Origin of the sequence: Stagnimonas aquatica (genome assembly GCF_003730135.1) — a bacterium.
GTDB classification, from domain to species: Bacteria; Pseudomonadota; Gammaproteobacteria; order Nevskiales; family Nevskiaceae; genus Stagnimonas; species Stagnimonas aquatica.
In genome coordinates this window covers 304,089-317,978 of record NZ_RJVO01000002.1, presented here as the reverse complement: position 1 = coordinate 317,978, position 13,890 = coordinate 304,089, and the positions used below count along the sequence as shown (strand labels likewise).

Annotated in this window: 12 protein-coding genes; 4 read left to right on the top strand and 8 right to left on the bottom strand. The window is 70.0% G+C overall.

What is annotated here, in order from left to right:
• Positions 1–5: 5 nt before the first annotated feature.
• Genes ED208_RS05960 through ED208_RS05925 form a run of 8 tightly spaced genes read right to left on the bottom strand, consistent with a single transcriptional unit; the run spans position 6 to position 8,624 of the window.
• Complete coding sequence (locus ED208_RS05960) at positions 6–1,232, bottom strand: glycosyltransferase (RefSeq protein WP_158608460.1); 1,227 nt, start codon at positions 1,230–1,232, stop codon at positions 6–8.
• Positions 1,232–2,128 carry a glycosyltransferase family 2 protein gene (locus ED208_RS05955; protein WP_123210958.1) on the bottom strand — a complete coding sequence of 299 codons (897 nt, stop codon included), beginning with the start codon at positions 2,126–2,128 and terminating at the stop codon, positions 1,232–1,234. Before ED208_RS05955 ends, ED208_RS05960 begins: the two co-directional genes overlap by 1 nt.
• Before the next feature lie 3 nt (positions 2,129–2,131).
• The gene (locus ED208_RS05950) at positions 2,132–3,028 is read right to left on the bottom strand and encodes a glycosyltransferase family 2 protein (protein WP_123210957.1); all 897 of its coding nucleotides are present in this window, start codon (positions 3,026–3,028) and stop codon (positions 2,132–2,134) included.
• Positions 3,025–4,215: a glycosyltransferase family 4 protein gene (locus ED208_RS05945; protein WP_123210956.1), complete on the bottom strand. Its 1,191-nt coding sequence runs from the start codon at positions 4,213–4,215 to the stop codon at positions 3,025–3,027. Before ED208_RS05945 ends, ED208_RS05950 begins: the two co-directional genes overlap by 4 nt.
• The gene (locus tag ED208_RS05940; protein WP_158608459.1) at positions 4,212–5,441 is read right to left on the bottom strand and encodes a glycosyltransferase family 4 protein; all 1,230 of its coding nucleotides are present in this window, start codon (positions 5,439–5,441) and stop codon (positions 4,212–4,214) included. Before ED208_RS05940 ends, ED208_RS05945 begins: the two co-directional genes overlap by 4 nt.
• A 38-nt stretch (positions 5,442–5,479) precedes the next feature.
• Complete coding sequence (locus tag ED208_RS05935; protein WP_123210954.1) at positions 5,480–6,607, bottom strand: glycosyltransferase; 1,128 nt, start codon at positions 6,605–6,607, stop codon at positions 5,480–5,482.
• Complete coding sequence (locus ED208_RS05930) at positions 6,604–7,176, bottom strand: LbetaH domain-containing protein (RefSeq protein WP_123210953.1); 573 nt, start codon at positions 7,174–7,176, stop codon at positions 6,604–6,606. The genes ED208_RS05935 and ED208_RS05930 overlap by 4 nt, the downstream gene beginning before the upstream one ends.
• On the bottom strand, positions 7,173–8,624 hold the full coding sequence (locus ED208_RS05925; protein ID WP_123210952.1) for an O-antigen polymerase: 1,452 nt from the start codon (positions 8,622–8,624) through the stop codon (positions 7,173–7,175). Before ED208_RS05925 ends, ED208_RS05930 begins: the two co-directional genes overlap by 4 nt.
• A gap of 125 nt (positions 8,625–8,749) precedes the next feature.
• On the opposite strand from ED208_RS05925, the gene ED208_RS05920 reads away from it, so the two are divergent.
• The 4 genes from ED208_RS05920 to ED208_RS05905 all read left to right on the top strand — a co-directional run bounded on the left by ED208_RS05920 (position 8,750) and on the right by ED208_RS05905 (position 13,889).
• Positions 8,750–9,793, top strand: coding sequence for a glycosyltransferase family 4 protein (locus ED208_RS05920; protein WP_123210951.1), 1,044 nt, complete (start codon positions 8,750–8,752; stop codon positions 9,791–9,793).
• 81 nt (positions 9,794–9,874) lie between these two features.
• On the top strand, positions 9,875–11,101 hold the full coding sequence (locus ED208_RS05915; protein ID WP_158608458.1) for an outer membrane beta-barrel protein: 1,227 nt from the start codon (positions 9,875–9,877) through the stop codon (positions 11,099–11,101).
• Positions 11,102–11,124: 23 nt separating this feature from the next.
• Entirely contained in the window at positions 11,125–11,688 is a 564-nt protein-coding gene (locus tag ED208_RS05910; RefSeq protein ID WP_158608457.1) for a polysaccharide biosynthesis/export family protein, read from the top strand.
• Positions 11,685–13,889 (top strand): GumC family protein, encoded by a 2,205-nt coding sequence (locus tag ED208_RS05905; RefSeq protein ID WP_123210948.1) that lies wholly within the window; start codon positions 11,685–11,687, stop codon positions 13,887–13,889. Before ED208_RS05910 ends, ED208_RS05905 begins: the two co-directional genes overlap by 4 nt.
• Position 13,890 lies beyond the last annotated feature (1 nt).

Genomic DNA, 13,890 nt, shown 5'->3' with positions numbered 1-13,890 from the left:
TTCCTTTAGTTGTTCGCGTTGAGGGAGTTGTAGAGCTGTTCCAGGCGGTCCAGCCAGGCCTGGTTCTGGTAATGCGTATCGACCCGCGCGCGGCCGGCCCGGCTGAGCAGGGGCCAGCGTTCGCGGTCGTCGAGCAGCCTGGCGATGGCGGTGGCCAGGGCCGCCGGCTCGCCCGGCGGCACCAGGGCCGCCGCAGCCTCGCCCAGGGTTTCCGGAATGCCGCCGACCGCGCTGGCGATCACCGGCAGACCGCAGGCGAGCGCCTCCAACAGGGCCACGCCCTGGGTCTCGGTATTGCCCTCGGCATCGACCACCACCGGCGCCACATAGAGATCAGCGCTGTCCATCAGAGCCTGCACCGCCTCGCGCGGCTGGGCGCCGAGAAAGCGCACGCGCTCTTGCAGCCCGAGTTCGCGCGCCTGCGCTTCCAGCGCGGTGCGCAGCGGGCCGTCGCCGACCACTTGCAGGCGCAGCGGGCGCTGCGCCAGCGCCGGCTCGGCCAGCGCCGAGAGCAGAAATTTCAGGCCCTTGAACTCCACCAGCCGGCCGACGCTGAGCAGCTCCACCGGCCGCCCCTGCGGCGCCTCGCGCAGGCGCCAGTGGTAGCGCTCCGGGTCGATGCCGTTGGCGATCAGCCGCAGCTTCTGGGCCGGCGCACCGAGCGCCAGCAGCCGTGCGCGCATGAACTCCGAACACACCACCAGCGCGGCGGCGCGGGCGAATAGCGGCGCGTAGTAGTCCGCCGGACGGCCTTGCAGATAGCCGTGCACGTCGTGGCCGTGGAAGGTCACCACCAGCGGCGCGCGCAGCAAGCCGGCGGCGTAGAGCGGCAGCAGCCGCTGGCCGTTCTGGCCGGAATGCGCGTGCAGCAAGTGGTAGTCGCCGCCCTGGTTCCAGAACGGCAGCGCGGCGTAGAAGCGGCTCCAGAACTGATCGCGCGGCCCGGCCCGCCAGAGCGCGCGCAGCCGTGCCGGATGGCCGAGCAACGGCCGCCAGACACGGCGCAGGGCATCACGCCAGACCGCGCTGCGGCCGTGCGGCGGTACCGGCAGGTAGTGGGTCCGGGCGCGCAGGCCGAGACGCGCGACTTCGGGATGTTCGGCACTGTCCTTGCCGGCGCGCCGCGCGTGAATGTCGACCGCATGGCCGCGTGCCAGCAGGCCGCCGACATGGTCGAGCACGAAGGTCTGCGACACCGCTGGGAATTCGGTGGCGACGATGGCGACACGCACTAGTGCTGATCCTTGCTGGGCGGCTTGCGCAGCACCGACAGCGCGAAGTGGTAGTAGAGCAGGATGCAGATGGCGACCACCCCGACCCGGCGCGAAACGGGCAGATGCCCGGTCTTCTCGTGGCCGGCGAGCATCCGCCACCAGTAGCGCGGTCGCGGCCGCAGCATCACCCGCAGGTCCTTGACCACCTCCCAGGTGCCGCGTCCGCGCAGCTCGAACTCGCGGCGGCGGAAGCCACCGGCTACGCGCCGGTTCTTGCGCAGCAGGGCGTCGAGATTCTCGCGCGCCGGATGCAGCACCAGCGCTTCGGCGGAATAGATCAGCCGGTGCCCGCCCTCGCCGGCGCGGCGGCACAGCTCGAAGTCGCCGCTCGACTGCAGGTCGGCATTGAACGGCCCCACCGACTCGAACACCCGGCGGCGCACGAACAGGTTGGCGGTCACCGAGGTGCCCTGGCTGACGTAGCGCTCCTGCGGGAAGGCGAACACGCTGTCGTAGTCGGCGACCAGGCCGGGTTGCTCGACCAGGATGCCGATGCGTCCGCCGACCAGCCCGGCCTCGCTGTCCTGCAGCGCGGCCCAGCCGGCGGCGAGCCAGTCCGGCGAGGGCTGGCAGTCGGCGTCGGTGAAGGCCAGCACCTCGCCGCGCGCCAGCGCCAGGCCGGCGTTGCGGGCGGCGTAGGAGTGGCCGCGCGGCTCCTGCAGCAGGGTCACGCCGGCCGGCAGCCGGAACTCCGCCGGCGGCGGCCGGTGGTCGTTGTTGATGGCGATGATCTCGAAGTCCTCGGCCGGCCAGGTCTGGCGGGCGAGGGCATCGAGGCAGAGGCTCAGGCGGTCCCAGTCGCGATAGACCGGAATCAGCACCGAGATGCGAGGAGCAGGTGCGGCTTGTGACATGGATTATCGAATGTGGTGTTCGACCCGACGGTCGCTGAGCCGGCTGCGCAGCATGCGCCAGGCGATCTGGTAGTGCAGGCCCAGCCGCAGCAGCATCACCGGCAGCCGCTGCGCCGGCGTGTAGATCTCGCTGCCGCGGCCGCCAGCGAGGATGTAGTACCACTCGCGTGGCCGTGGCCGGAAGGCGTGCAGCAGCAGGGTGTAGAAGCGTCGGCGGCTGCCGGCGGAGTCGCGCAGCAGGCGGTCGTACTGGCCGCTGGCGATACGGCGGTTCTTGTCGAGGATTTCCGTCAGCGTCTCGCGCGCCGGGTGGCGTACCAGAGCGGCGTCGGCATACCCGATGCGGTGGCCCTGCGTGCCCAGGCGGGTGCAGAACTCGGAGTCGCCGCAGGATTTCAGCGCGCCGTCGAAGCCGCCGCGCGCCGCATAGACCGCATGGCGCACGAACAGGTTGGCGGTCACCGAGTAGCCGCCCAGCTCCACCAGTTGCTGCTGCTGGAACTCGAACAGGCTCTCGTAGCGCACGGCGGTGTTCTGCTGGCCGGCGATGATGTCGATGCGGCCGCCGACCAGATCCCATTCCGGATGTGCCTCCAGCGCCGCAAGGCCGGCTTGCAGCCACTGTGGCGCCGGCTGGCAGTCGGCGTCGGTGAAGGCCAGTACCGCGCCACGCGCCAGGCCGGCGCCGGCATTGCGGGCGGCGTAGGAGTACCCCGCCGGCGCATGCACATAGCGCACGTCCTCGGGCAGCTGCGGCGGGTTCGATGTGGCGTCGTTGTCGGCGACGATGATCTCGAACTCGTCGGCCGGCAGCGTCTGCTGGCGCAAGCCTTCCAGGCACAGCGCCAGCCGTGGCCAGTCGCGGTAGGTGGGGACGATCACCGAGACGCGGAGGCTCATGGCGTCGCCGCCTCACGCACCTGCTGGCGCAGCAGGCCCAGATAGCGCTGCGCCTGCTCGGCGGAGGCGTAGCGGCGCAGGGCGGTCGCGCGCGCCTGGGCTCCCATCGCAGCCCACTGCGTTTTCGCCGCCAGCGCGCGTCGCAGTGCGGCTGTCAGCGCGGCGCTGTCGGGCGATGGGTAGTGCCAGCCGGTCTGGCCGTCGTCGATGGTCTCGGCCGGCGCGCCCAGGGCGTGCACCAGCACCGGCTTCTGCATCAGCATCGCCTCGACGATGGCGAGACCGAAGGGCTCGGCATCGATGCGGGTGCTGGCGGCGAAGTCGGCCATCGCCCAGTAGCGCTCGGGATCGCTGACGGTATCGACCCAGTGCAGGCGCTCGGCGATGCCCAGCGCCTGCGCGCGGGCCTGTAGCGCCTGCGCGTAATCGGAGGCGAGTGGGCCGCCGACCAGCAGCAGGTGCAGGCGGGGCTCTTCGGCGGCCAGCGCCGCGACCGCGTCCAGCAGCAATGCCGCTCCCTTGCTGGGATCGAGGCGGGCGATCTGCGCCAGCAGCAGGGCGTCTTCGGGGATGCCCAGTGCGGCGCGCGGGATGGCGCTGACCCGCGCTGGGTCGAAGCGCGCGGCATCGACCGCTGGCGTCACCACCGACAGCGCTCGTACCTTCGCCAGATGCCGCGCGCTGTACTCGCTATTGGCCAGCACCCGGATGCGCCAGCGCCGCGACATCGCGTCGTAGATGCGCTGGTTGAGCGCGAACGGGTAGGGCGAGGGCGTGTTGGGCATTTCCAGCACCAGGCCTATCCCCAGTTGGCGGCAGATCGGCCCGGCCAGCGGCATCAGATCGGGCCAGGGCAGGCAGAGCAGATCCGGGCGCTCGGCGCTGAGCGCTCGGCGCAACGCGGCGCGCAGCGTCCACAGGATGCCGGCGCGGCCCAGGAGCCCACGCGGCGAGAAGCGATGGCTCAGGTAGCGCGTGTGCAGCGCGCCGTCCGGCTGCACCTGGCGCACCGGCCAGCCGCGTGAGCGGGCTGCCTCGCACAGCGGGCCCTCGGCCAGACTGAGCAGCGAGACCGGCTGCTCCAGCTCGGTCAGCAGACGGCCGTTGTTGAGCACCGCGCTGGCGACGCCGCCGGGCTCGTCGCCCCAGACCAGCCAGGCGATGCGCAGGGCCGCAGGCTTACTCATCGCCAGGGCTCCGCGCGCAGGCAGCGTTCGTAGGCCGGCAGGCTGACCGCGAGGCTGTAGTGCGCGATGGCGCGCTGGCGCGCCGCCGTACCCATCGCCTGCCAGCGCGGCCGTTCGGCCAGGGCGCGGGCAATGCCGGCAGCGATGGTCGCCGGTTCGGCGTCGGCCAGATGCCAGCCGGTGACGCCGTCCAGCACGGTTTCGGCGGGGCCGCCCAGTGCGCGCGCCAGTACCGGTTTCTGCATCAGCATGGCCTCGACGATGGATAGGCCGAAGCCCTCGGCGTCGGGCCGGCAACTGAGGATCACATCCATCATCGCCTGCGCCGGCGCCGGGTCGTCCACCGCCGGGATGAAGTGCACAAAGGCGCCGAGTTGGAGCTGCCGCACCAGGGTACGCAGCGTCTCGGCGTAGGGGGAGTCGAGCGGCCCGCCGACGAAGACCAGATGCAGGCGCGGCTCCTTGCTGCGGGCGAGGGCCAGGGCCTGGATCAGCGCCTCGCCGCATTTCTGCGGCGACAGCCGCGCCACCGCGCCGAGCAGGATCGCGTCCTCCGGCAACTGCCAGTCAGCACGCCGCCAGGGCTGCACGCGGGCCGGGTCGAACTGCGCCGGGTCGGAGGGCGGGTAGACCACCGCCAGCCCGCGCGGCTGGCCCAGCCGCTCGCCGCTGAAGCGGCTGTTGGCGACGGGCTTCACCCGGTACCAGGCCAGCAGCGCGGCGTAGATGCGCTGGTTGAGGCGGAAGCGGTAGACCGAGGGCACCTCCGGCATCTCCCACAGCAGGCGGATGCCGAGCTGGCGGCAGGGGCCACCGGCCAGGAGCAGAAAGTCTGGCCAGTAGACGCTGACCACCGCCGGCCGCAGTTGCCGCAGCGCCGCCGTGAGCGCCGGCCGGTAGCCGCGCAACTGGCGCAGTGCAGCGAGCTGGCCGAGCCGGCCACTGGCGGCGGTCGCGGCGTAGCGCGCGTGTTGCTGGCCGTCTTCGTGCAGGCAGTGCACGGTGTAGCCGAGGGATCGCAGGGTCTCGGCCAGCGGACCGTCGTCCAGGCAGAGCAGTTGCACCGGCCAGCCGCGCGCGCGCAGGCCGCCGGCGAAATTCAGCAGCGCCCGCCGCACGCCGCCGATGGGCTCATCGCCCCACAGCAACCAGCAGACCGGCGGCCGCGCGTCGTCCGGGTCGCGGGTCGCGTTGGCGCTGGCGGCGGGGACGGGGTGGGAAGACATCGGCGGGCTTGGCAGCGTGGAGCGCGGGGAAACAACGCTCATGCCGGCACTTTCGCTGACCGGCCGGCCTGCAGCCGCCGGTACAGGCCGAGGCTGAGGTCCGCCGTTCTCGCCCAGCCGAAATCGGCGGCCAGCCGCCGCGCCCGCTCGCCCATGGCTGCCAACTGTTCTGGCGACCGTGACAGCGCTTGGCGGAGTGCGTCACGCACCGAGTCGGCGTCGGCCGGCACCCACCAGCCGGCCTCCTGTTCGCGCAGGCGGGACCAGGGCATGCCCTGGCAGGTCAGCGCCGGCAGGCCGGCGGCCAGGGCCTCGGCGACGGCGAATCCGAAGTTCTCTTGCAGGCTGGGTTGCAGGAACAGCTGGCTCTGTTCCAGCCAGGCCTGCTTGGTGGCGCCGCTGACCAGGCCGAGAAAGCGCACCTGCTCGCCCAGACCCAGCTCCGCGACCAGGGCGTACAGCTGCTGCTGGTAGTCGGGCGCGCCCTCGCCGGCAATCAGCAGCTGCCAGCCCGGCGGCCGCAGTTCCGACCACAGTCGCAGCAACAGATCGACCTGCTTCTTCGGATGCAGCCGGCCCAGGAACAGCGCCTGCCGCTGGCGCTCGACGCCCGGCGTCGGCGCCGGCAGGTCGATGCCGTGCGGAATCCGGGCGACCTCGCGGCCGGGTTGCGGCGGCAGGGGCAGTTCCCTCGCCTCGTCCTCGGAAGTCACCACCACGGCAGCGGCGCCCGCCATCAGCCGACGCTGATAGAACCGCCAGGCCAGCGCTTTCTTGTAGCGGCTCTGGCTCAGCGACCAGGCTTGCAGCATGCCGCAGGGCTGGGCGACCAGCGGGATGCCCGCCCGCCGCGCCGCCGCCATCGCCGCTGCGTTTTCCGGCAGCCAGAGGCCGTGGTCGTGCAGCAGTTCGATCTGCCGTTCGCGGATCAGCGCCTGCAGCCTCAGGCGGAAGCGCCGGTAGCGTTGCCAGGGGCCCCGGACGCGGGGAACCGCGACGGCATGGATGCTGGCCGGCAGTGGCAGCTCCGCCACCGCCTCGCGGTGGCTGTAGGCGAGGCTGACCGCATGCCCCTGCGCGGCCAGTTCGCCGGCCAGGCGCAGGGCCGCCAGTGGTTGGCCGCCCGAGGCCAGCTCGAGGTCGGGGACGGTCAGCAGGATGTTCACTGCGAGGGGCTGGACCGATCCGCCAGGCGGCGGTCGCGGATGTAGCGGGCCGGGTTGCCGGCGTGGACCTGCCAGGCCGGGACATCGCGCATCGCCACCGCGCGTGCGCCCAGCACGGCGCCGGTGCCGATGGTCACCGAGGGGCCGACGAAGGCGTCGGCGCAGATCCAGCAGCCGTCGTCGAGGCGGATCTGTGCGCGGATCAGGCGGAAGGCCGGGTCGGCGTCGTCATGGCTGCCGCCGCAGAGATGGGCGCCCTGCGAGACCGTGACCCGGGCGCCGATCCGCAGCGGCCCGAGGTTGTAGAGCCGGGTATCGGGGCCGATGGTGGTCTGGTCGCCGACCGCCAGCAGACTGGGCAGGAAGATGCGGGCGCTGGGATAGACCTGCACCTGCCGGCCAATCTGGGCGCCGAACAGTCGCAACAGCAAGTTGCGCCAGCCGTAGAGATGGCGCGGGCTGAACCGGAACAGCGGCTGGCACAGGCCCCAGAGCACCCGCTCGATCAGCTCGCGGCGGCGGTACTTCGGGCTGCGGCGATTGCCGGCGATGTCCAGTTCCGCCGTCATCGGCGCAGGGTCCGGGTGAACGGCAGGCGGCTGTCCGGCAGCCAGCTGGTGAGCTTGCTGAACAACAGCAAGGCCAGGATCGGATAGCTCATCAGGATCAGTTCCAGATAGCTGCGCAGACCGATGAACAGGCACATCGCGCCGAGGCTGTAGAGCACGGTGTTGCGCACCGTCGGGCGCATCCAGTGCAGCACCAGCTTGCCGCCGAGAAAGCCCATCATCAGTCCGGCCAGCAGGATCGAGATCAGACCGAAAGCGACGTACCAGTCGCCGATCGCCGAGACGGTGAGGGTGAAGCCCTCGCCCCAGCGTTCGCCCAGTTCCCAGGGCAGGTCGATGCCGGGATTGATCGGTTTGCCCGGCCACAGCACCCGGGGGATGGGCCGCACCGCCCAGTAGATGATCGCGTCCCAGCCGGTGTGCGGCATGAATTCCGGGATCAGGTCCAGGGTCTTGACCAGGAACTTGAAGTTGTTGTCGACCCGGATGCCCTCGTCGAGCGGGTTTTCCTCGAAGGCGCGGCCGCTGAACAGGCGGCTGATGATGCCGCCCTCGGAGGTTCGGAACACCAGCATCACCTCCAGCAGCGCCAGCAGGGCGACGCCCGCGACTCCGCCGATGGCGAACTGGCGCAGGCCGATGCGTGGCTGCAGCAGCAGCCAGGTCAGCAGCGCGGCGCCGGTGACCATGCCCACCAGCCGGCGGCCACCGTCGCGGATCAGGAACAACAGGAAGATGGTCGACAGGATCAGGCCGATCACCACCCGCCAGTCGATGCGCCCGACCCGGTGGTGCAGGGCGACGGTCAGCGGCAGCGACAGGTAGCCGAAGTAGGCGAGCTGATAGATCAGGGATCCACCGGTCACGCTCTGCTGCCAGGGGCCGTCGGCGCGGCCGCTGAACAGGCCATCGACCATGCAGGCCGGGGAAAAATCGCAGGGCACCAGCTTGGACAGCATGCCCAGCAGCGAGCTGTAGATCAGCACATTGAACAGCCAGCGGTCGCTGAACTCGGCGGTCGCCGGCCGCAGCGGCGCGATCTGCGAGTGCCAGCGATGGGCGAGCAGCGAGCCGATCTGGATCGTGGCGGCGAACAGGCCCATGTAGAGGTAGGCGCGCAGCACCCCGTCCTGGGTGATCTCGTAGGCGTCGTAGCTGGGGTAGAGCAGTTCGGTGAGCAGCCAGTAGACCAGGCCGATCATCATCACGCTCTCGGCACGCAGCCAGCCGCGCAGGTCGGTCAGCGACGAGGCGATCGGCCCCACCAGCAGTCCCAGGGCCATGCACACCGCCGAGGCGCGCAGCTGCCCCGGCTCGAAGTAGTCGGATGGCACCAGCAGGATCGCGGCCAGGGTGCCGACGAGGATGCCGAGCAGGGCCGTGGCATAGCTCACCGGCGGCGGCGGGCTTTCGCCGGGCAGGGGCTGGGGTTTGAGGTTGGGGGACAAGGTTGGGGAGATTCTGTGGAGGCTGCAAACGGCGTCGTCTGTCAGCTCTGGGATGCTATTTTGCGGCGGCGGTCTTGCCAACACGTTACCACCCGGGCGCGGCCGTCATTTCCTTGGGATCGTCCTTGCGCATCACCCTCTTCGCCCGCCAGCTGGCGCCTTACACCATCAGCTTCCTGCAGGCGCTGGCGGCCCGGGGACATCGCCTGGAGCTGATCTACGAGCCGGCCAGCGGGCAGGCGCCGTTCCGGGCCTTTGATCTTTCCTGCTGTGAACGGGCGGTGGCCGACGGCGACCGCAGCTACCGGCGTGCCTGGCTGCGTCGTGGACCCGAGGCGCTGCCGGACGCCGCCTATATCGCCGGCTGGACCGAGCCGCTGGAGCGGGCGGCCGGCCGGCTGTTGCGGCGCCACGGCCGGCCGGTGGTCTGCGGCATCGACAATCCCTGGACCGGCTCCTGGCGCCAGCAACTGGGCCGGCTGGTGGCGCCGTTCCGGCTCTGGCCGATGGCGCGCGCCGCCTGGGTGGCGGGCGCGCCGCAGGCCGAGTTTGCCCGCCGGCTGGGCTATCGCTGGGTGGAGACCGGCCTGTATTGCGCCGACCTCGAGGCCTACCGCTGCGAGTTGCCGCTGCGCCAGCGACCGCGTGCCCTGCTGTTCACCGGCCGGCTGGTCGCCGACAAGGGGGTTGATCTGCTGGTCGAGGCCTACCGGGCTTACCGACGCCAGGTCGAATCGCCGATGGAGCTGCTGGTCGCGGGTACCGGCCCGCTGGCCGCCCTGACCGAGGGGGTGGACGGCCTGCACGCCCTGGGCTTCGTGCAGCCGGACCAGCTGCCGGCTTGGATGGCGCGCTGCCAGGCCCTGGTGCTGCCCAGCCGGGACGAGCACTGGGGGGTGGTGATCCACGAGGCGGCGGCAGCCGGACTGCCGGTGCTGGCCAGCGAGGCCTGCCGGGCGGCGACGGCCTTCGTGCGCGACGGCGACAGCGGCTATCTCTATCCGCCGAACGTGCCGGCGCTGACCGAAAGCCTGCTCCGGTTCCACCGCTTGGACGACCCGGCCAGGGAAAACATGTCTCGGCAAAGTAAAGACTTGGCATTAACATGGTCACCGCGTCAGCAGGCCGAGGCTTTCGAAAAGCTGCTGCAACGGATGACGCGCGGTTAGCGTATGGCTGTTGGTTGCCGTGCCGGAGCGCGGCAATTTCCCCCGGGGTATTTGAGAACTTCACATCTGGAGCATCAGCCAGTGATCGTCACTCGTCGTCAGTGGGGCCTTGCCCAACCGATTTCCCTTCTGGCGGCCTCGCTCGCCCTGGTCAGCCTGCCGGCGCTGGCGCAACAGCCGCGCCTGTATCAGGTGGGTGGTGGTTTTCTCGGCGGCGTCACGGTCGAGGCCAGCGCCATCCAGGTGGAGAATTTTTTCTACGAAGACAGCGAAAGCGTGTCCGCCAACGGATACCGGGTGCGGCCCTCAGCTTCGCTCACCCGCACCGACTCCATCGGCAGCCTGCGCCTGGACGGCTACGGCGAATACTCCGACTACGATCTGCGCGGTTCGCTGGACAGCAATTTTGATTACGGCGCCAGCGCCCGCTACGACTGGCGGCCGCTGACCAAGCACAGCTTCGACCTGGCGGGCGGCTACCAGCGCGGCCACGATCCGGCCGGCTTGGTCCGCACCGAAGAAGGACGGCCGCTGTTCGACCAGGGCGAGGTGGACGAATGGGACCAGACCCGCTTGTCGCTCACCTACGGCTACGGCTCGCCCAGCTCGCTGGCGCGTAACGAACTGAGCGTCGGGGTGCGCAACCGCGAGTACGTCACCAATCGCGACGCCACCCGCTTCCTGAATTACGACACCCTGCAGCTGGGCTACCTGCTGTCCTACGCCTATTCGCCGAAGACCGCGTTCCTGTTCGTGCTGAACAACAACGCCATCGACTACGAGATTCCGGTGCGTGCCAGCGGCAACCGCAACCTCAACGAACTTGCCGTGCGCACCGGTGTGCGTTGGGTGGCCACCGCCAAGACCTCCGGCGACGTCCAGGTCGGCGTCCGCAGCGTGTCGCTGGACGGCCGCGCCCGCCCGTCGCGACAGGCCTTCGCCTGGCGCGCCAACCTCGAATGGGTGCCGACCGCGCGCTCGACGCTGCGTCTCTCCACCGGCGAGTCGACCTCGGAAACCTACCGCAACGACACGCTCTACATCGACAACAAGAGCTACTCGCTGAGCTGGCGGCAGTCCTGGACCAGCCGTCTCGATACCTCGGTCAGCACCAGCTACGTCGAAAGCGAGTTCGTCGGCTCCGGCCGCAAGGACGAAACGGTCAATGCCAACCTCGGCATCGACTACCAGGTGCTGACGCCGCTGACGCTGTTCGCCGATCTCAGCTCGCGCAACCGCGAGTCCACCTTCAATGGTCTGGACTACGATGCGCCGCAGGTTCGACTGGGGGTACGCTGGACGCCTTAAGCGACCGCGAACGTACGATGATCTTGAAGTCTCTCTCTAGCCTGCTGCTTCTCGGCGGCCTTGTTGCCTGTGTCTCCGCGCCACCGCCCCGGCTGGCCGACAACGTGTCCCGCACCCAGTTCGTGGCGGCCACCTATCGCCTCGGTGTCGGTGACCGCATCCGTATCGACGTGTTCCGCGAAGCCGACCTTTCCGGCGAGGCTTCGGTGGAGTCCACCGGCTACATCAACTACCCGTTGATCGGTTACGTGCCGGCGGTCGGCCTCACCACCCGCGAGCTGGAACTGGATCTGGCCCGCCGGCTGCGCGGCGGCTACCTACGCAACCCGGACGTACGTGCCTACGTGGTGCGCTACCGGCCGGTATTCGTCTCCGGAGCGGTGCGCAACACTGGCGCCTATCCGTTCACCGAAGGCCTGACGGTGGAGAAGGCCCTGACCCTGGCCAGCGGCATGACCCCGCTGGGCTCGCCGCGCCGGGTCTACGTGCTGCGCGAAGGCGCTCCCGCCAGCGCCCGCGAAAAGGTGGCGCTCGACGCGCCGCTGTACCCGGGCGATACCTTGTTCGTTGAAGAGGGCGTGTTTTGACCTCCACCTCCGTCGCACCGCTGCCGGCCCCGGCTGATGCCGGCCGGCAGAACTCCTCCGAGATCGCCGCGCTCTGGCGCTTCTTCCGCCGCTACCGTGGCGGCATCCTGCTGGTGACGGTTGCTTTTGGTCTGCTGGGGCTGCTGATCGCCCTCTCGCTGCCGCCGATCTACCGCTCGACCGTCACCCTGTTGATCGAACCCCGCACCCAGCGGGTAGTGCAGGTTGCCGAAATCTACGACCCCACCCAGGGCGGGCTCGACGAGTACTACGCGACCCAGCACGAGCTGCTGCGCTCGCGCGGCCTGGCCGAGCGGGTGGTGAAAAAGCTCAAGCTCGACGACAACGAGGCCTTCCTGCACGACGCCGCCAGCGAGAGCCTGGGCACCAGCCTCAAGCGCAAGCTCGACTGGTCCCAGTGGTTGCCCGGCCTGCCGGAGCCGGAGGCGGAGAGCAGCAGCACCGCCGAGCAGCGTCGTGAGCGCGCCACCTCCTTGGTGATGAGCCAGATCCTGGTGCAGCCGGTGCCGAAGACCCGCCTGGTGCGCGTGCACTTCCATTCCGGAGACCCGCAGCTGGCCCAGCAGGTGGCCGAGGCGCTGGGGGATGTCTTCATCGAAAGCGGTCTGGAAGCCCGACTGGAAGCCACTCAGCGCGCCAGCCGCTGGCTCACCGACAAGCTCGGCGGCCTCAGCGAAGACCTGAAGAAATCCGAGAAGGCCTTGCAGGCCTTCCGCGACAGCAACCAGCTGGTGGTGGTCGGTGGCAACCGCGGTCTCGTCGATCAGGAAGTGATGGAGAATTCCTCGCGGCTGCGCGAGGCGCAACGCACCAAGGCAGCACTGGCCAGCACCTACGCGCGCATCCGCGCGGCCGGTAGCGACGGCGAGCGCCTGGAGCAGATCACCGCGCTGTTGCAGGACGCCGGCGTGCAGAAGGCGCGCTCCGGCGTGCTCGATGCCCAGCAGGTGTTGAAGGGCGTCGAGGAGCGCTACGGCTCCCGGCATCCGCAGATGGCTGCGGCGGTGGCCAGTTTGCAGGCGGCCCGCCGGGCCTTCCACGAGCAGTTGCTGAATGCCGCAGAAGGCGTGCGCAACCAGTACGAGATCGCGGCCGATACCGAGCGCCAGCTCTCGGATGTGGTGAGCACCACCACCTCCCGCGTGCGCGAGCTGGACCGCAAGCAGTTCGAGTTGGGCGTGCTGGAGCGCGAGGTGCAGACCAACCGCCAGCTCTACGACATGTTCCTTCAGCGATTCAAGGAAAACGACAGCACCACCAGCTACGAGCCCCTGAACGCCCGGGTCACCGATGCTGCCCTGGTGCCGAAGGGGCCGATCCTGCCGGAGCGGCCGAAGATCGTCGTGGTCGCTGCGCTGTTCGGCTTTCTGCTGGGCGTGATCATGGCCTCGCTGCGGCATGTGCTGAGCGAGGGGCTGCGTAGCGTCGAGGATCTGGAGGCCGTGGCGCAGGTGCCGCTGTTCGGTGTGGTGCCGCGCGTGGCCTTCAAGCGTTCGGCGGGGGTCATCAACCAGTTCCGCGACGATCCGCGAACCCCGTTCGCCGAGGGCGTGCGCTCGGTACGCACGGCCGTGCGACTGGCGGAAGTGGCCGGCCGCAAGCAGTGTTTCGTGATTACCTCGGCGGTGCCGGGCGAGGGCAAGAGCAGCCTGGCGACCTGCCTGGGCCTGACCCTGGCGGCGACCGAGAAAACCCTGCTGATCGAAGGCGATCTGCGCGCGCCGACGCTGCGCAAGATTCTCGGCCTGCCCAAGCAGCAGCGTGGCCTGATGGAAGTGCTGCTGGGCACCGCCACGCTCGACGAGGCGATCCACGTCGATGCCGCCTCCGGCCTGCACGTGCTGGCGGTGGTGCAGCGGCCGCCGAACCCGGCCGAAACGGTCAGCTCCATGGCTTTCGCGGCACTGCTGCTGCAGCTGCGCGAGCGCTACGAGCGCATCATCATCGACTCGCCGCCGGTGCAGGCGGCCAGCGATGCCCTGGTGCTGTCGCGCCTGTCGGACGCGGTGCTGTTTGTCGCCCGCGCCGATGTCACCAGCACCGCTACCGTGCGCCGGGCGATCCACCAGCTCAACAACATCCAGGCGCCGCTGGTGGGCTGCGTGCTCAACCGCGTGGACGTGCGTCGCAACCCCGACGCCTACGGTCACTACCAGTACGCCTACCGGTACTACGGCTAAG